Here is a 17,252-nt window from a genome sequence, read left to right as displayed (position 1 = left end):
GGAGCGGCTGTTAGCCGCGATGCGCCGCGCGGGCGGCGCTCGATCTCAAGAACACCACAAGGATCAAGGCAAGCGCATGGCAGCCTCCATGCAATTTCCAGGCAAGCGCCATTGCTGGCAAGCCACCAAATCAATCCTCCGGCAACTCCGCCAGCAACCACCCTCTGAACGCCTCCAGCGCCGGCAGCGCGCGGTTTCTCGGTGGGTACACCAGGTAGTAGCCACGGGCACTGGCATAGGGCAGCACCGGGCTGACCAGCTTGCCCTCCGCCAGTTCGTCGGTGATGAGAATGCGCGGCACCAGGCCGATGCCGATGTCCGCGCGCACCGCCTGGATCAGGTGCGAAGTCAGTTCGAAGCTCGGCCCCAGGCGCATGGCCTGGTGGGCGATGCCGTGGTGGGTGAACCAGTCGCCCCAGGCATTGGGGTTGTTGGCGACGCTGAGCAGCGGCTGCCGACTGAGATCGCGCGGCGTCCATTCATCACGGGTGGCCGCCAGCGCCGGCGAGAGGATCACCACCAGTTCCTCGGCATGCAGGCGATGACAGACCAGACCGGGCTGGTCGCCGCTGGCGACGACGATGGCGGCGTCGATGCCGCTGGCGGCGAAGTCCACCGGCTCGATCCGCGAGTTGATGTGCACCAGCACCTCCGGGTGGCGCCGGTAGAACTCGTGCAGGCGCGGCAACAGCCATTTCGAACCGAAGGTGGGCAGCGTCGCCAGGCGCAGGCTGCCGCCGCCGACCTGATGGGCGATGGCGTGCAGGGTGGCGCTGCGGATCCGCCCGAGGGCCTCGCTGATCTCGCGCTGGTACAGACGCCCGACGTCGGTGAGCTTGACCGTGCGCCCTTCGCGACGGAACAGGATCACCCCCAGTTGCTGCTCCAGGCTCTGCACCTGGCGGCTGACCGCGCTCTGGGTCAGGGACAATTCCTCGGCGGCACGGGTGTAGCTTTCATGCCGGGCGGCTGCCTCGAACGCCAGGAGCAGGGACATGGATGGGGTCAGGTTGCGGTAATTCATTCATAAAACTCATCAAAGGCCGCGCGATTATCCGTTTGTGTCCGACGCGACACTGCGGAATCATTGGCATCATCCACTACCTGACCGCACCAGGACCATACCCTGGGCTCAGGTATTCATGATTAGCCCCCTATAAAAGAGGCCATCCGCCGATGATCGCCCAACTGCCGGTGAGCGCTCCCGCCGCCGATTACGCCGCCTTCCTCGATGCCCTGCGTGCCGCCGGTTTCCGCGGCCAGTTCAGCACCGACTACGGCACCCGCACCGTGCTCGCCACCGACAACTCGATCTACCAGCGCCTGCCCCAGGCTGCGGTGTTCCCGCTGGATGCCGATGACGTGGCGAAAGTCGCCGCGCTGATGGCCGAGCCCCGCTTCCGCCAGGTCAAGCTGACCCCGCGTGGCGGCGGCACCGGGACCAACGGCCAGTCGCTGACCGACGGTATCGTCGTCGACCTGTCGCGGCACATGAACCGGATTCTCGAGATCAACGTCGAGGAGCGCTGGGTACGGGTCCAGGCCGGGGTGGTCAAGGACCAGCTCAACGCCGCGCTGAAACCCCACGGGCTGTTCTTCGCCCCCGAGCTGTCGACCTCCAACCGCGCCACCGTCGGCGGCATGATCAACACCGATGCCAGCGGCCAGGGCAGTTGCACCTACGGCAAGACCCGCGACCACGTACTGGAGCTGCACAGCGTGCTGCTCGGCGGCGAGCGCCTGCACAGCCTGCCGGTGGATGACGCTACCCTCGACGCCGCTTGCGCCCTGCCCGGCCGGGTCGGCGAGGTCTACCGCATGGCCCGGGAGATCCAGGAAACCCAGGGCGAACTGATCGAAAGCACCTTCCCCAAGCTCAACCGCTGCCTGACCGGCTACGACCTCGCGCACCTGCGCGACGATGACGGCCGCTTCAACCTCAACAGCGTGCTGTGCGGCGCCGAGGGCTCGCTGGGCTATGTGGTGGAAGCCAAGCTCAACGTGCTGCCGATTCCGAAATACGCGGTGCTGGTCAACGTGCGCTACACCAGCTTCATGGATGCCCTGCGCGACGCCAACGCACTGATGGCGCACAAGCCGCTGTCGATCGAGACGGTGGACTCGCGGGTGCTGATGCTGGCGATGCAGGACATCGTCTGGCACAGCGTTGCCGAATACTTCCCGGCCGATCCGGCCAAACCCACCCTGGGCATCAACCTGGTGGAGTTCTGCGGCGACGAGCCGGACGAAGTCAACGCGCGGGTCGCGGACTTCATCACCCACCTGCAACAGGACACCAGCGTCGAACGCCTGGGCCACACCCTGGCCGAAGGGGCGGCGGCGGTGACCCGGGTCTACACCATGCGCAAGCGCTCGGTGGGCCTGCTCGGCAACGTCGAGGGCGAAGTGCGCCCGCAGCCGTTCGTCGAAGACACTGCGGTGCCGCCGGAGCAACTGGCCGACTACATCGCCGAATTCCGCGCCCTGCTCGATGGCTACGGCCTGACCTACGGCATGTTCGGCCACGTCGATGCCGGCGTGCTGCACGTGCGCCCGGCCCTGGACATGAAGGACCCGGCCCAGGCCGCGCTGGTCAAGCCGATCTCCGACGCCGTCGCCGCGCTGACCCAGCGCTACGGCGGCCTGCTCTGGGGCGAGCACGGCAAGGGCCTGCGCTCGGAATACGTGCCGGCCTACTTCGGCGCGCTGTACCCGGCGCTGCAACGCCTCAAGGGCGCGTTCGACCCGCACAACCAGCTCAACCCCGGCAAGATCTGCACCCCGCCGGACAGCGCCGAGGGCCTGATCAAGGTCAACGAAGCACCGCTGCGTGGCGAGCACGACCGGCAGATCGACGAGCGCGTGTGGCAGAGCTTCGGCAGCGCGGTGCACTGCAACGGCAATGGCGCCTGCTACAACTACGACCCCGACGACGCCATGTGCCCGTCGTGGAAGGCCACCCGCCAGCGCCAGCACTCGCCCAAGGGCCGCGCTTCGCTGATCCGCGAATGGCTGCGCCTGCAGGGCGCGGCGAATGTCGATGTGCTCAAGCCGAACGGCGTTTCCTGGCTCAAGGGCCTGCCCCAGCGCCTGCGCAATGTGCGCGCGCAAAAGCAGGGCCAGGCCGACTTCTCCCACGAGGTCTACGACGCCATGGCCGGCTGCCTGGCGTGCAAGTCGTGCGCCGGGCAGTGCCCGATCAAGGTCAACGTGCCGGACTTCCGCTCGCGCTTCCTCGAGCTGTACCACAACCGCTACCAGCGTCCGCTGCGTGACTACCTGATCGGCTCGCTGGAATTCACCATCCCCTACCTGGCCTACGCGCCGGGGCTGTACAACGCGGTGATGGGTTCGAAGTTCGTCGGCGGCCTCCTGGCCGAACGCATCGGCATGGTCGACAGCCCGCTGATCAGCCGCTTCAACTTCCAGGCCACGCTCAAGCGCTGCGGTGTGCGCGCCGCCAGCGTGCCGGCCCTGCGCGAACTGACCCCGGCGCAGCGCGAGCGCAGCATCGTGCTGGTCCAGGACGCCTTTACCCGCTACTTCGAAACGCCGCTGCTGGCGTCGTTCATCGACCTCGCCCACCGTCTTGGTCACCGCATCTACCTGGCACCCTACAGCGCCAACGGCAAGCCGCTGCATGTGCAGGGCTTCCTCGGCGCCTTCGCCAAGGCCGCGGTGCGCAACGGCACCCAGCTCAAGGCCCTGGCCGACTGCGGCGTGCCGCTGGTGGGTCTGGACCCGGCGATGACCCTGGTCTATCGCCAGGAATACCAGAAGGTCCCGGGCCTGGAAGGCAGCCCGAAAGTGCTGCTGCCGCAGGAATGGCTGGTGGACGTGCTACCGGAGCAAGGTGGCGGCAAGGGTGGCAGTTTCCGCCTGCTGGCGCACTGCACCGAAAAGATCAACGTGCCGGCCAGTACCAAGCAGTGGGAGCAAGTGTTCTCGCGCCTGGGCCTCAAGCTGGCGACCGAGGCCACTGGCTGCTGCGGTATGTCCGGCACTTACGGCCACGAAGCGCGCAACCAGGAAACGTCGAAAACCATCTTCGAGCAATCCTGGGCGGGCAAGCTGGACAAGGATGGTGAGCCGCTGGCCACCGGGTACTCGTGCCGGAGCCAGGTGAAGCGCATGGCCGATCGCAAGTTGCGGCATCCGTTGGAGGTGGTGTTGCAGGCGGTGATTGGTTGACGAAACGCTGAGACTTTAAGGGCCTCATCGCCGGCAACGCCGGCTCCCACAGGTTGCAGTGTCGCCGCGGACATTGTGGGAGCCGGCGTTGCCGGCGATGAGGCCAGCAAGATCAACGCAAGTACCTACTCGACTTTCTTCGCCTTCCCGCCCTTCACCAACCCATAACGAATCTCCTTCGACGGCCCATAGCCGTAGAACGAGGTGTAGCACTTGCTGAAATGGCTCGGCGAAACAAAGCCGCAGGCCAGCGCCACATCGATCAGCAGCAGGTCGGAATGCTGCAGCAGGCGCCGGCTTTCGGTGATGCGCAGTTCCAGGTAGTAACGCACAGGCGTGGTGCCCAACTGGGTCATGAACAGCCGGCCAATCTGCCTTTTCGAACGGCCAACGTAGTGCGCCAGCTGGTCCTGGCTGAGGGGCTCCTCGATATTGGCGCTCATCAGGTTGATGGCTTCGCGCAGCGGTTCGCTCATTTTTTCGTGCAGGGTCGGGCGGGCGCGGCGATAGCGCGATTCCTCGAAGGCGAGGATGTCCACCACGGCATCCACCAGGCCGCGGCCGCAACGGCTGTTGATCCATTCCAGGACCAGGTGGAAGCCGCCCGACGGGCTGGCGGCAGTCAGGCGGTCGCGGTCGACCATGTAGCTTTCGCTGGTGACCTGGCTGTCCTTGGCGATTTCCGCCACGGCGCCGCGGTGCTCCGGGTGCACGGCGCAGCGGTAGCCGTCGAGCAGCCCGGCCTGGCCGAGGAACCAGGCGCCGTTCCACAGGGCGCCAAGGGCCACGTGCTTTTCCGCGGCCTTGTGCAGGATCTGGTTGAGCTCCGGGATCGGCCGCAGCACGGTGCGCAGGCCGCCGCAGACCACCAGCAGGTCGAGGTCGTCGAGGGCGGCCGCATTGAGCGGCGCGTCCGGGCAGATCACCAGGCCGAGGTCGCTGACCCGCGAGCCGCCATCGAGGGTGAAGGTGCGATAGGTAAAGGACGCCGCCTGGATCAGGTTGGCGGTGACCACCGTGTCCAACGCCTGGGTGAAGGCCGGCAGGGAGAAGTGTTCGAGCAGGATGAACCCGACCCTGCCCTGCCCGCCCGGCGCCTGGCCCTTTTCGCCCGTGAAGCGCAGGTTCGAGCCCTGCATGGCATCACTGAAATGCCTTCTTTCAACCACGTTATCTGCCTTCCGATCTTGTTCTATGAATACCGAAGCGCTGAAACCGCTACGCCGGCGTGCATCGTCGAATGATGCACGCCGGCGTGGCGGTGTCCAACTGTCCTTCGGCTTTTTCTGTTTATGTCGCGGCCCGTATCCGGCGACCTTGCAGGGCGCCACGGGACAAGCGATCGAGCAACAGGGCCACGGCGACGATCGCCAGGCCCGCACGCAGGCCGAGGCCCATTTCCATCCGGGTCAGGCCGCGGGTCACTTCCGCGCCGAGGCCGCCCGCCCCCACCAGCCCGGCCAGAACCACCATGGCCAGGGACAGCAGGATGCATTGGTTCAGGCCCACCAGCAGGGTCGGCATGGCCGCGGGCAGTTCGATCTTGAGCAGGATCGCCCGCGGCGCGGCGCCCAGGGCCCGGCCCAGTTCCAGCAGGTCGCGGGGCACCTGGTTGAACGCCAGGGTGGTCAGGCGCAGCATCGGCGGAATGCCGTAGATGATGGTGGCGAGGATCGCCGGGACCTTGCCCAGGCTGAACACCATCACTGCCGGAATCAGGTAGACCCAAGGCGGCACGGTCTGCATGACGTTGAGGATCGGGCTGAGCACGGCGTCCAGACGCTTGATCCGCGAAGCGGCGACACCGATGGGAAAGGCCACCGCCACCGAGATCAACACCGCCACCGTGACCAGGGCGATGGTCTGCATCGAGGCCACCCAGAAGCCGGACAGCAAACAGAAACCGAGCATGACCACAGCAAGGATCGCCGCGCGCAGGTTGACCAGGAAGAACGCGGCCACGGCCACCAGGGCGATCATGCCGTAGGGCGGGATCACCAGCAGCACGCCTTCGATGCCGCCGAGGACGCTTTCGATAAAGCGGCTGATCAGGGCGAACAGGCCGTGCAGATTGGCGTTGAGCCAGTCCACCGACGGCGCCAGCCAGGCGCCCGGGGAAAACTTGATATCAGCGGGATTCATGCACAGCCCTCCGGCCGAGACGGGTGGCGCTCTGGGCCATCCGGTCGAGGATCAGGGTAAGGATGACGATGGCGATGGCGGCGTTGATCGACATGGCGATGTCCAGGGTACGGATCGCTCCGTAGATCACTTCACCAAGCCCGCCGGAGCCGACGATGCCGGCGATCACCACCATGCCGAAAGCCATCATCAGACCCTGGTTGACCCCGGCCATGATGCTTGGCAGGGCGAACGGCAGGCGGATCTTGAAGAACTGCTGCCAGCCGGTGGTACCGGTGGCCTGGCCGAGTTCGATGAACACCTTGGGGGTCATGCGGATACCCAGGGAGGTCAGGCGCACCACCGGCGGCACTGCGACGATGAAGGTGGCGACCAGCGCGGTGCCGGGACCGTAGCCCAGCAGGGCGATGGCCGGCAGCAGGTAGATGTAGGGTGGCAGGGTCTGGATCAGGTCCAGCACCGGTTCGCTGACCCGGTCCAGCGACGGCATCAACCCGGCGGCGACACCCAGGGGAATGCCGATGATCAACGCCATGCTGGTGGCCGAAAGGACCAGCGCCAGGGTGCTCATGGTCTGCGGCCACAAGCCCATGGCCACGCACAGCACCAGGCCGAGCATCGTCCCGAGGGCGAAGCGCCAACTGGCGGTCAAGCGCCAGCCGAGCAGGCCGAAAGCCAGGATCACCGCCCAGAATGGAAGCCAGGTCAGGCCGTTGTAGATGGCCTGGTAACCGGCGTGCAGCACGTCGTTGAGGCCGTCGAAGAACCAGGCGCCGTTGTCCGACAGCCATTCCAGCCGCGCATCGACGAATTCGTCGAAAGCTGCGGCGAATTCCACGGGGCTCATAGCGCGTGCTCCGCTTGCGGTGCCGGCTGCTCCAGCGCCGGTGCGCCCTGCACGCCGCGCAGCAAGTCCTGCTGGGTGATCACGCCAAGCACCTGGCCGTTTTCCACCACCGCCAGGGCATCGCCACCGGAGCCGATCATCAGGTTGATCAATGCATCGAGGTCGGCCTGCGGGCCGGCGCTTGGCAGGCGGCTCGCGTCCAGCCCCGGATGGGCGGCCAGCGGCGACATGATCGAGTGCGCCTTGACCAGGTGCAGGCGCGAGATGCCGGCGACGAACTCCGCCACATAGTCATCGGCGGGCTTGAGCACGATGTCCTCGGCGCTGCCCTCCTGGATGATCACCCCGTCCTTCATGATGGCGATGCGGTCGCCGATGCGGATCGCCTCTTCGAGATCGTGGGTAATAAAGACGGCGGACTTGCCCAGCGACTTGGTCAACTGGCGGAACTCGTCCTGCAACTGGCGGCGGATCAACGGGTCGAGGGCGCTGAAGGGTTCGTCCATCAGGATCACTTCCGGGTCGGAGGTGATCGCCCGGGCCAGGCCGACGCGCTGCTGCATACCACCGGACAGCTCGTCCGGGTAGCGCGCGGCCCAGTCGCTCAAACCGACCTTGGCCAGCGCCTGCTCGGCCACCTTGTGCCGCTCGGCCTTGGAAATGCCGCGCACCTCCAGGCCGAAGGCGGCGTTTTCCAGCACCGTGCGGTGCGGCAGCAGGGCCACGCTCTGGAACACCATGCCGATGTGCCGCGCGCGGGTTTCGCGCAGGGCCGCGGCGTCGAGGCTGGCGATGTCCTTGCCCTTGATCAGGATCTGCCCGGAGGTGGGGTCGATCAGCCGGTTGAACATGCGGATCAGGGTGGACTTGCCGCTGCCGGACAGGCCCATGATGCAGTAGATCTCGCCGCGCCTGACCTTGAGGCTGACGTTGGAGACGCCGACGACACAGCCATGGTCCTGAAGAATCTGCTTCTTCGACAAACCACGCTCTTTATAAGCACGCATGGCGGTATCGGCGTTCTTGCCAAAAATCTTCCAGACCGATTGGCACTCCACCAATACGTCTTCAGCTACATCGCTTGCTGTGTTCATCTCGCACCCGTCGAACCAGAAATCTGGTTGGCTTTTTTATTACGTTCAGTTCGGCAGTGTTAAAGCGCTGCCCGGACGGCGGCCCGGGCAACGCGGTGGCGCAAATCAGTATTTTTTGATGTTTTCCCAGCGCTTGATCAGGTCGGCATTTTTCGTCGACCAGTCCTGCACCGCTTGTTCCACGGTCTTGCCGTCCTTCATCTCGCCGTTGATCGCGGTGATGTCGGCCAGTGGCAGGTAGACCCCGGCGATCAGCTCACGCGCCTGCGGGTAGGCGGCGGAGAAGCCCTTCTGGCCGATCCAGTAGTAGCCCTGGGGCGGAGCGAAGGAGCCTTTCGGGTCCTTGAGGAACTTCACGTCGAACTTCTGGCTCATCCACGACGGTTCCCAGGTGGTCACCGCGATCCACTCCTTGCGGTCCACGGCGGACTTGAGGGCGGCAGTCATGGCGGCGGTACTGCCTTCGAGCAGGTTGAGCTTGAGGCCGTAGTCGGTCACGGCCTTGGCCGCGTCGCTCATCAGGCCCGAACCCGGCTCGATGCCGACGATCTTGTTGCCGAACTTGTCGGCGTTGGCGTTGAGTTCTTCGAGGGAGTCGATGGTCACGTACTTGGGTACGGCGATGGCCTGGTACAGACCGTGGGAAACCGGCGAGATCTTCTCCAGACGGTTCTTGTTCTTCTTCCAATAGTCCTGCGCGGCGTAGTCGATCTGCGAGGCGAGCAACTGGATATCACCCTTGCCCAGGGCCGCGTAGGCGATGCCCCACTCGGAGAAGTTGGTCACCTTGACGGTGTAGCCGGCGTCTTCGAGGACTTTCTTGGTGACGGTGGTGATCGGGGTAAGGTCTTCCCACGACAGGGTACCCATGGTGATGGTCTTTTCCTCGGCCTGGGCCTGGAACACCGTGAGACCGACCATGGCGAGCGTACAGAGCGCTTTGCGGAAGAGTTTCATTGTTGTTCGTCTCCTGGGTTGTGGTGCTGGCCGGGCGCCTGGGGCTCCCGTTGATTGTTGTTGATCTTTTTTTGCACTGCGTCTTTCACAACTTTCTGGCGGGGGTTTTCTGACGCCCGGCAAGGCCTGCCGAGTGGCGCAAGGCCCCGCGAACACTGGCCTTTTGGCGAGATTCGCACGGGTTCCGAGGGCGGTCAACGGAATTGTATTCTTTGTGTATACCCAAGGAATTCAAAAAGAATTCAGTAGAAGTGCTATTTTCCCCAGTGTTTTCAGGGCTCTCGGGGCTCTGAAGCGGGTAAAAAGGCTGTCGCGGGTGGACATGTCGATGGCGGGAATTGATAAGAGTGTGTCTCTTGGATGCCATAAAGAGCTGACATTTCCATCGCCTGATGTGTCCTCATCGCTGGCAAGCCAGCTCCCACAAGGAACGGTGCATGCAGTTCCTGTGGGAGCTGGCTTGCCAGCGATGAGGCCCTGCAAGACGCCACAAAACCCAATAAAACCGGGGACCAGACCCCGTCTCAGTTACCTAGATAAGCAGGCCCGACCGCTCATCGAAATATCTGTAGACACATTGTCTAATCCTCACCTATAGTCGTTATACAAATTGTAGACACAACCTGATGAGTACAAAAAAGGCTCCCATGAAAGCCACCGCGGCTGTCTCCTCCACCCCTGCCGATGCCTCCCCGGATCGCAAGGCGCTTCTCGCCGAAGCGCTGCGCCGGCGCATCCTGAGCATGGAGCTGGCGCCCGGAGCGGTGGTGGATGAACTGGCGTTGTGCGACGAGTTCGGCCTGTCCCGACCGCCAGTGCGCGAGTTGCTGCGACAGATCGCCGCCGAGGGTTACATCGAGCTGGAGGCCAACCGCGCACCGCGGGTGGCGGCCATGAGTCATGAATCACTGCGTGCGTTCTTCCTCGCCGCGCCGCTGGTCTATATCGCCACCACGCAACTGGCGGCAACCCGCGCCACCGAGGCCGAGATCGCCGAACTGCGGCAGATCCAGGCCCGGTTCCGCCAGGCCATCGAAGAGCAGCACGTGGAAAACCGCGTCATCTACAACGACGAGTTCCATCTCGAGATCGGCAAGATGGCGCACAACGATTACCTGATGCCGAGCCTGCGCCGTGTGCTGATCGACCACGCGCGACTGGGCAAGATTTTCTACCGCCACCCGACCACCGTGGACATGCAGAAAGACCTCGAACTGGCCTGCGACCAGCACGACCAGATCATCGAGGCCATCGCCCGCCACGACACCGAGGCAGCGGGACAACTGATTCGCGAGCATATGGAACTGTCGCGCCGGCGCATGGCGGAGTACGCCGCACCGGAAGGCATGGAGGTATCGCTCGCGCTTTGAAACAGCCCGGAGCATGAAGGTTCACGAGGTTTCGTGAAGCATTTCGGCCTGGGTGGCAACACCGGATCAAACAAGAACAGCCAGGTCCCTGAAATGACAAAAGTAACCTCGTTGCCGGCCGACGACAGTTCGTGCGGTTGGTATCACCTGAGCCCCAAGCGCACGCCGCGGCCCGCTCATTCCGGCACCAGCCATGCTCGCTGGGTGGTGCTGGGCGCCGGCTATGTCGGCCTCGCCGCCGCACGCCAGCTGGCGCTGAATTTCCCCGATGAACAGATCCTCCTGATCGAAGCCCAGGAAGTCGGTTTCGGCACCGCTGGCCGCAACGCCGGCTTCGCCATAGACCTGCCCCACGATATCGGCGCCGAGGACTATATCGGCGACATCGCTATCGCCAGGACCTGCCTGCGCCTGAACCTCACCGGGCAGAACTACCTCAAGGACCTGGTCGCCGAGCATGGTATCGACGCGCAGATGAAGTTCTGCGGCAAGTACCAGGCCGCCGTGGAAGATCGCGGCATCGCCGTGCTCGACGCCTACCGGCGCGGTCTGGAAAAGCTCGGCCAGCCCTTCGAGGTGATCGAAGGCGCCGACCTGCCGGAGCACATCGGCACCCACTTCTACCGCAAGGCGCTGTTCACCCCCGGCACCGCGCTGATCCAGCCTTCGGCCATGGTCAAGGGCCTGGCCGACAGCCTGCCGAGCAACGTCACTCTCTACGAAAACACCCCGATCACCGACTTCGAGTACGGCAGCAAGACCGTGCTGCGCCATGCCCGTGGCAGCATCACCGCCGACAAGCTGGTGCTGGCCAACAATGCCTTCGGCGGTCACTTCGGCTTCCTCAAGGGCGCCATGCTGCCAGTGTTCACCTACGCCAGCCTGACCCGGCCGATGACCGAGCAGGAACAGGCGCGCCTGGGCGGCAAGCCGTACTGGGGCGTGATCCCGGCCGACCCGTTCGGCACCACGGTGCGCCGCACCCCGGACCAGCGCTTGCTGATCCGCAACAGCTTCAGCTTCAACCCGGACGGCCGCGCCAATCCCAAGTACCTGCAGCGCTACGTCGCACGGCACAAGGCCTCGTTCGCCCGGCGCTTCCCGATGCTCCCGGACGTCGGCATCGAATACACCTGGGGCGGCGCCCTGGCCATGTCGCGCAACCATGAAAGCTACTTCGGCCAATTGGCGCCGAACGTGTATGGCGCGCTGTGCTGCAACGGCCTTGGCGTTACCCGCGGCACTGCCACCGGCAAGTTGCTGGCGGACTGGCTGGCCGGGGAGAAGAACGACCTGATCGACTTCCTCTTGAAGTCTCCGGGCCCGAATGCCAACCCGCCGCAACCGTTCCTGTCGCTTGGCGTGAACGCCAACCTGACCTGGGGCCAGATGCGCGCCGGCAAAGAAAGCTGAAGTGCTCCTGTAGGAGCGTGGTTTGCCCGCGAAAGGACTGCAAAGCAGTCCCAAAATGGTCCAGCCAACACGATTGAAGTAGCAACAAACAGTGTCGCGCCGGCCAGGCGCCAATCCCCGGACTGAAGTTCCTTTTCAGCGCCGCGGACCCGCTCGGCCGGAAAACAGGTTCGATAGTGCAGGAAACAATAATGACAACTTCCAATCAATCCGTTGAAGACGTACCCCTCAATCGCTTTCACCAGTTGCTTACCGTGCGTTCCGGCGGTGGCTCGTTCGTCGACGGCTATGTGCTCAGCATCATCGGCGTAGCCATGGTGCAGATGTCCGCCGGCCTCGCCCTCGATGCGTTCTGGCAGGGCATGATCGCCGCCTCGGCGCTGATCGGCATTTTCTTCGGTGGCTTCCTCGGTGGCTGGCTCACCGACCACTTCGGCCGCCAGCGCATCTTCTTCGTCGGCCCTACCCTGTTCATCCTCGCCTCGCTGGCGCAGTTGTGGGTCGAGTCCGGGCCGATGCTGTTCGCCCTGCGCTTCCTGATCGGCGTCGCGGTCGGTATCGAATACCCGGTGGCCACCGCGCTGCTGGTGGAATTCCTGCCGAAGAAATACCGCGGCCCGCGCCTGGCCACCCTGACCATCCTGTGGTTCGCCGGTGCCGCCTTCGCCTATATCGTCGGCCACTTCGTGCTCGCCGCCGGCGGTGACGACAACTGGCGCCTGGTGCTGGCCAGCCCGGCGGTGATCGGCGCCCTGCTGTTCGCCGTGCGCCTGGGCACTCCGGAGTCGCCACGCTGGCTGCTGAGCAAGAACCGCCCGGCTGAAGCCGAAGCGATCATCAAGCAGGTCTACGGCAAGGCCTTCTCGCTGAAGAACCTGCCGGAACAGGCGCAGGAAAAGAAAACCTCGCTGCTCGCCCTGCTCAACTCCGGCTACGGCAAGCGCATGCTGTTCGTCGCCATGTTCTGGTCGTGCTCGGTGATCCCGGTGTTCGCCGTGTACTCCTTCGCACCGAAGGTCCTCGAAGCGCTCAACCTGAAAGGCGACTGGGCCTCGTTCGGCTCGGTGGCGATCACCCTGCTGTTCGTCATCGGCTGCATCATCGCCACCCGCCTGATCAACAGCATGGGCCGGCGCAGCATGCTGATCCACAGCTTCCTCTGGTCTGGCCTGGCCCTGCTCGGCCTGGCCTCCATGCACGACAGCTCGCCGACCCTGGTGCTGGTGCTGTTCGGCGCCTACGCCCTGTTCATCGGCGGCGCCCAGGTGCTGCAGCTGGTGTACCCGAACGAGCTGTTCCCCACCGAGATCCGCGCCAAGGCCGTCGGCATCGGCACCTCGCTGTCGCGCATCGGCGCTGCCGTGGGGACCTGGCTGGTGCCGATGTCGCTGCAAAGCCTGGGCATCGCCCAGACCATGTACGCCGCCGCCATCGTCACCCTGGTCGGCCTGCTGTTCGCCTGGGCCCTGGCCCCGGAAACCCGTTCCCTGACCCTGCAACAAGCCGCCTCGCTGAACTGAGCGCGGCCTGACATTCCTTGCGTATCACTGGAGAGAAAAACATGAAATTCGAAGGCATCTACACCCCCGCAGTGACCCCGCTGAACGCCGACGGCAGCATCGACAAGGCCGGCTTCGCCGCCGTCCTCGACTACCTGGTGGAGTCGAAGATCCACGGCATCATCATCGGCGGCTCCACCGGCGAGTACTACGCCCACACCGCCCAGGAGCGTATCGACCTGGCCGCCCAGGCCAAGGACGTGATCAACGGCCGCCTGCCGCTGATCATCGGCACCGGCGCGATCCGCACCGAAGACTCGGTGGCCTTCGCCAAGCACGCCAAGGAAATCAAGGCTGACGCGCTCTTGGTTGGTACTCCACCTTATGCATTGCCGACCCAGCAGGAAATCGCCGTGCACGTGAAGGCGGTCGACGCCGCCGCTGACCTGCCGATCATGCTCTACAACTACCCAGGCCGCATGAGCGTGAGCATGGGCCCGGAGTTCTTCGACGCCGTGGCCGATGTGAAGAACATCGTCGCGATCAAGGAAAGCTCGGGCGACATGAACCAGCTGCACCGCCTCGCCACCAAGTACCCGCACATCTCGCTGTCCTGCGGCTGGGACGACCAGGCCCTGGAGTTCTTCGCCTGGGGTGCGCAGAGCTGGGTCTGTGCCGGCTCCAACTTCATCCCGCGTGAACACGTGGCCCTGTACGAGGCCTGCGTGATCGAGAAGGACTTCAACAAGGGCCGCCGCATCATGGCCGCCATGATGCCGCTGATGGACTTCCTCGAAGGTGGCAAGTTCGTCCAGTCGATCAAGCACGGCGTCAGCCTCAACGGCCTGAGCACCGGTGGCGTGCGCGCCCCGCTGCAAGGCCTGGACGCTGCTGAACAAGCCGAGCTGGCCCAGGTTGTCAGCACGCTGAAAAGCACCATCGCCACCATCGTAGAGGGCAAGTGAAATGGCCGAACTGCTGAGCAAAGCCGAATACCAGGCCCTGGCCGCCAAGCTGCAACCGCGCAACCAGGCCTTTATCGACGGTGAATTCCGCGACGCCATCGGCGGCCGTACCTTCATCACCACCAACCCGGCCACCGGCGAGAAGCTGGCGGAAGTGGCGGCCTGCGATGTGCAGGACGTCAACGTTGCCGTCGCCGCGGCCAAGGCCGCCTTCGAGGACGGTCGCTGGAGCGCGCTGACCCCGGGCGCCCGCAAGAAGGTGCTGCTGAAGTTCGCCCAGCTGCTGGAAGACAACGCCCACGAACTGGCCGTGCTGGAAGCCCTGGACAGCGGCAAGCCGGTCAGCGAATGCCAGAACGTCGACGTGCCGGAGACCATCCACACCCTGCGCTGGCACGCCGAGCTGATCGACAAGATCTACGACGCCACCGCCCCGACCGGCTCCGCCGCCGTGACCATGGTGGTGCGCGAAGCCATCGGCGTGGTCGGCCTGGTGCTGCCGTGGAACTTCCCGCTGCTGATGCTGGCCTGGAAGATCGGTCCGTCCCTGGCCGCCGGCTGCTCGATCGTGGTCAAGCCGGCCAAGGAAACCACCCTCACCGCCCTGCGCGTCGCTGAACTGGCCTTCGAAGCCGGCATCCCGGCTGGCGTGTTCAACATCGTGCCTGGCGGCGGCCGTGAAGCTGGCGAAGCCATCGGCCGGCATATGGACGTGGCCATGGTCAGCTTCACCGGGTCTACCGACACCGGTCGCCTGTTCCTCAAGTACGCCTCCGAGTCCAACCTCAAGCGCGTCGTGCTGGAGCTGGGTGGCAAGAACCCGGCCGTGGTCATGAACGACTGCGAGGACCTCGACTCCGTAGCCCAGTTCGTCACCGCCGGAGCCTTCTGGAACATGGGCGAGAACTGCTCGGCCTCTTCGCGCCTGATCGTGCACAAGGATGTCAAGGACGAGCTGCTGTCGCTGATCTCCAAGCATGTGAAGGACTGGAAACTGGGCGACCCGCTGGATCCGGACAACCGTCTCGGCGCCATGGTCAGCAAGGCGCACTTCGAGAAAGTCCGCTCCTACCTGGAATACGCTGCCGAGCAGAAGCTCAGCATCGCGCTGGGTGGCGAGACCCAGGACGGCGTGTTCGTGCAGCCGACCATCGTCGATGGCGTGGCCCGCGACAGCCGCCTGTTCGTCGAGGAAATCTTCGGCCCGGTGCTCAGCGTGACCACCTTCGACACCATCGATGAAGCCATCGAACTGGCCAACGACACCATCTACGGCCTGGCCGCCTCGGCCTACACCGGCAGCCTGCGCAATGCCCTGCGCCTGTCGCGGGAGATCCGCGCCGGTGTGGTCACCGTCAACTGCTTCGGCGAAGGCGATGCCTCGACGCCGTTCGGAGGCTACAAAGAGTCCGGATTTGGCGGTCGTGACAAGTCGATCTGGGCGCATGATCAGTACACGGAGCTGAAGACCATCTGGATCGACGCTTCGTGAGCTGAAACCCGGGTACTGTTCTGACGGAGTTCGGTACCTGACCCGGCCACCGCCCCACGCAGGCGGTGGCCACCCCCGTTTCCTTTCGCAGTACGGCGAACGAGCAGCACGGCCCGTGCAGGCCACTACAACGCTGCGGCGCCGACGGCTCCCGGATTTCCTACCGGGCGGCCACACAATCCACTACCCAAAAACCAGTCCGCACGATCACCGGAGAGTGCTCGCGTGCGTACCCATGCACAGACTTTTCTACTGCCCATGCTCGCTTCCAACGTTTCAACCCACAGCTCCACCCTCGGTCACCGCAATGCGCTGATCGTGGCCCATGTCGCCGCCGTGCTGTTCGGTCTCACCGGCATCCTCGGCGCCCTTATCCACTCGTCCGCCTCGGTCATCACCTTCGGCCGCGCGGCCTTTGCCGTGCTCGCCCTCGGTGCCGTGGCGCAATTGCAGAAACGCGGCGTGTTCCATCGCCTGAACTGGCGCAGCTTCGGCATCATGGCCCTGAGCGGGGTGATGCTGACCTCGCACTGGGTCAGTTTCTTCATCGCCATCAAGGTCGGTGGCGTGGCCGTGGCCACCCTCGGCTTCGCCAGTTTCCCGGCGTTTATCGCCGTGCTCGACCTGCTGGTGTTCCGCGAGCGCATCGGTGTCCGCGAAAGCCTGCTGTTGCTGCTGGTCAGCCTCGGCCTGGTGCTGGTGGTGCCGTCCTTCGACCTGCTCGACCAGGGCACCGTCGGCCTGCTCTGGGGCCTGGCCTCGGGCTTCTCCTTCGCCCTCCTGGCGATCACCAACCGCCGTGGCCTGCAAGGCATGAACGCGGTGCAGGTGGCGTTCTGGCAAAACCTCACCGTGGCCGTGCTGGTTGCCCCCTTCGCCCTCGACACCCTGCTGGTGCATGGCCTGAGCCATAGCGACTGGCTGTACCTGGCAATGCTCGGGATCTTCTGCACCGGGTTGTCCCAGTACCTGTTCGTCAAGAGCCTGGAAGGGCTGGAGGCGCGCAGCGCAGGGATGATCATCGCCCTGGAGCCGGTGTATGCGATCGCCTGTGCCTGGTGGCTGTTCGGCGAGCAGCCGTCGCTGCGGATGGTGGCCGGTGCAGCGTTGATCATCCTCGCCACGGTGCTGTCGGCCTGGGGGAAATTGACGGCGGAGCAGGTGCACTAACCCGCCCCTGAGGCTGGCAGATACGCCTGTGGGGCCTTGCCAGCGATGAAGCCCGCCAGAACAACACAGACCAGCAAGATCGATGTCGAGGCTGATGGCCTCATCGTCGGCA

Annotated in this window: 13 protein-coding genes; 7 read left to right on the top strand and 6 right to left on the bottom strand. The window is 64.8% G+C overall.

Features of this window, described 5'->3' with window-relative positions; translation table 11 throughout:
- Nucleotides 1-130: 130 nt before the first annotated feature.
- Nucleotides 131-1,024, bottom strand: coding sequence for a LysR substrate-binding domain-containing protein (locus ACODSK_RS29620; protein ID WP_489021269.1), 894 nt, complete (start codon nt 1,022-1,024; stop codon nt 131-133).
- Nucleotides 1,025-1,176: 152 nt separating this feature from the next.
- Here ACODSK_RS29620 and ydiJ point away from each other — a divergent pair, with 152 nt between their 5' ends.
- On the top strand, nt 1,177-4,191 hold the full coding sequence (gene ydiJ / locus ACODSK_RS29615; RefSeq protein ID WP_489021267.1) for a D-2-hydroxyglutarate dehydrogenase YdiJ: 3,015 nt from the start codon (nt 1,177-1,179) through the stop codon (nt 4,189-4,191).
- Nucleotides 4,192-4,316: 125 nt separating this feature from the next.
- On the opposite strand, the gene ACODSK_RS29610 is transcribed toward ydiJ, so the two are convergent.
- The 5 genes from ACODSK_RS29610 to ACODSK_RS29590 all read right to left on the bottom strand — a co-directional run bounded on the left by ACODSK_RS29610 (nt 4,317) and on the right by ACODSK_RS29590 (nt 9,231).
- Nucleotides 4,317-5,330 (bottom strand): GlxA family transcriptional regulator, encoded by a 1,014-nt coding sequence (locus ACODSK_RS29610; protein WP_489021272.1) that lies wholly within the window; start codon nt 5,328-5,330, stop codon nt 4,317-4,319.
- Nucleotides 5,331-5,481: 151 nt separating this feature from the next.
- On the bottom strand, nt 5,482-6,333 hold the full coding sequence (locus ACODSK_RS29605) for an ABC transporter permease (RefSeq protein ID WP_489021266.1): 852 nt from the start codon (nt 6,331-6,333) through the stop codon (nt 5,482-5,484).
- Nucleotides 6,320-7,180: an ABC transporter permease gene (locus ACODSK_RS29600; RefSeq protein ID WP_489021265.1), complete on the bottom strand. Its 861-nt coding sequence runs from the start codon at nt 7,178-7,180 to the stop codon at nt 6,320-6,322. The genes ACODSK_RS29605 and ACODSK_RS29600 overlap by 14 nt, the downstream gene beginning before the upstream one ends.
- Nucleotides 7,177-8,274 carry a quaternary amine ABC transporter ATP-binding protein gene (locus ACODSK_RS29595; protein ID WP_489021263.1) on the bottom strand — a complete coding sequence of 366 codons (1,098 nt, stop codon included), beginning with the start codon at nt 8,272-8,274 and terminating at the stop codon, nt 7,177-7,179. The genes ACODSK_RS29600 and ACODSK_RS29595 overlap by 4 nt, the downstream gene beginning before the upstream one ends.
- 105 nt (nt 8,275-8,379) lie before the next feature.
- Nucleotides 8,380-9,231 (bottom strand): glycine betaine ABC transporter substrate-binding protein, encoded by an 852-nt coding sequence (locus tag ACODSK_RS29590; protein ID WP_330077881.1) that lies wholly within the window; start codon nt 9,229-9,231, stop codon nt 8,380-8,382.
- A gap of 647 nt (nt 9,232-9,878) precedes the next feature.
- Between ACODSK_RS29590 and ACODSK_RS29585 the strand changes: the two genes are divergently transcribed.
- From ACODSK_RS29585 to ACODSK_RS29560, 6 genes are all read left to right on the top strand, one after another.
- Complete coding sequence (locus ACODSK_RS29585; RefSeq protein WP_489021262.1) at nt 9,879-10,601, top strand: GntR family transcriptional regulator; 723 nt, start codon at nt 9,879-9,881, stop codon at nt 10,599-10,601.
- Nucleotides 10,602-10,694: 93 nt separating this feature from the next.
- Nucleotides 10,695-12,014, top strand: a complete 1,320-nt coding sequence (locus ACODSK_RS29580) for an NAD(P)/FAD-dependent oxidoreductase (RefSeq protein ID WP_489021261.1) — start codon at nt 10,695-10,697, stop codon at nt 12,012-12,014.
- A 191-nt stretch (nt 12,015-12,205) separates the two neighbouring features.
- Nucleotides 12,206-13,534, top strand: coding sequence for an MFS transporter (locus ACODSK_RS29575; protein ID WP_489021259.1), 1,329 nt, complete (start codon nt 12,206-12,208; stop codon nt 13,532-13,534).
- Nucleotides 13,535-13,575: 41 nt separating this feature from the next.
- On the top strand, nt 13,576-14,478 hold the full coding sequence (locus tag ACODSK_RS29570; RefSeq protein WP_489021257.1) for a dihydrodipicolinate synthase family protein: 903 nt from the start codon (nt 13,576-13,578) through the stop codon (nt 14,476-14,478).
- Between the two features lies 1 nt (nt 14,479).
- A complete protein-coding gene (locus ACODSK_RS29565) occupies nt 14,480-15,970 on the top strand; it encodes an aldehyde dehydrogenase (protein WP_489021255.1) in 1,491 nt (496 codons plus the stop codon).
- 258 nt (nt 15,971-16,228) lie between these two features.
- A complete protein-coding gene (locus tag ACODSK_RS29560) occupies nt 16,229-17,140 on the top strand; it encodes a DMT family transporter (RefSeq protein ID WP_489021271.1) in 912 nt (303 codons plus the stop codon).
- The last annotated feature ends 112 nt before the right edge of the window (nt 17,141-17,252 follow it).

It is taken from the genome of Pseudomonas sp. FG98, from assembly GCF_057808595.1.
Note: the sequence above shows the minus strand (reverse complement) of the source record. Positions and strands in the feature narration are given on the sequence as shown.

Excerpts from the sequence above, each read along its gene's own strand:
- ACODSK_RS29620 (WP_489021269.1), bottom strand. The coding sequence starts at position 1,024 with ATGAATTACCGCAACCTGACCCCATCCATGTCCCTGCTCCTGGCGTTC.
- ydiJ (WP_489021267.1), top strand. The coding sequence starts at position 1,177 with ATGATCGCCCAACTGCCGGTGAGCGCTCCCGCCGCCGATTACGCCGCC.
- ACODSK_RS29610 (WP_489021272.1), bottom strand. The coding sequence starts at position 5,330 with ATGCAGGGCTCGAACCTGCGCTTCACGGGCGAAAAGGGCCAGGCGCCG.
- ACODSK_RS29605 (WP_489021266.1), bottom strand. The coding sequence starts at position 6,333 with ATGAATCCCGCTGATATCAAGTTTTCCCCGGGCGCCTGGCTGGCGCCG.
- ACODSK_RS29600 (WP_489021265.1), bottom strand. The coding sequence starts at position 7,180 with ATGAGCCCCGTGGAATTCGCCGCAGCTTTCGACGAATTCGTCGATGCG.
- ACODSK_RS29595 (WP_489021263.1), bottom strand. The coding sequence starts at position 8,274 with ATGAACACAGCAAGCGATGTAGCTGAAGACGTATTGGTGGAGTGCCAA.
- ACODSK_RS29590 (WP_330077881.1), bottom strand. The coding sequence starts at position 9,231 with ATGAAACTCTTCCGCAAAGCGCTCTGTACGCTCGCCATGGTCGGTCTC.
- ACODSK_RS29585 (WP_489021262.1), top strand. The coding sequence starts at position 9,879 with ATGAAAGCCACCGCGGCTGTCTCCTCCACCCCTGCCGATGCCTCCCCG.
- ACODSK_RS29580 (WP_489021261.1), top strand. The coding sequence starts at position 10,695 with ATGACAAAAGTAACCTCGTTGCCGGCCGACGACAGTTCGTGCGGTTGG.
- ACODSK_RS29575 (WP_489021259.1), top strand. The coding sequence starts at position 12,206 with ATGACAACTTCCAATCAATCCGTTGAAGACGTACCCCTCAATCGCTTT.
- ACODSK_RS29570 (WP_489021257.1), top strand. The coding sequence starts at position 13,576 with ATGAAATTCGAAGGCATCTACACCCCCGCAGTGACCCCGCTGAACGCC.
- ACODSK_RS29565 (WP_489021255.1), top strand. The coding sequence starts at position 14,480 with ATGGCCGAACTGCTGAGCAAAGCCGAATACCAGGCCCTGGCCGCCAAG.
- ACODSK_RS29560 (WP_489021271.1), top strand. The coding sequence starts at position 16,229 with ATGCTCGCTTCCAACGTTTCAACCCACAGCTCCACCCTCGGTCACCGC.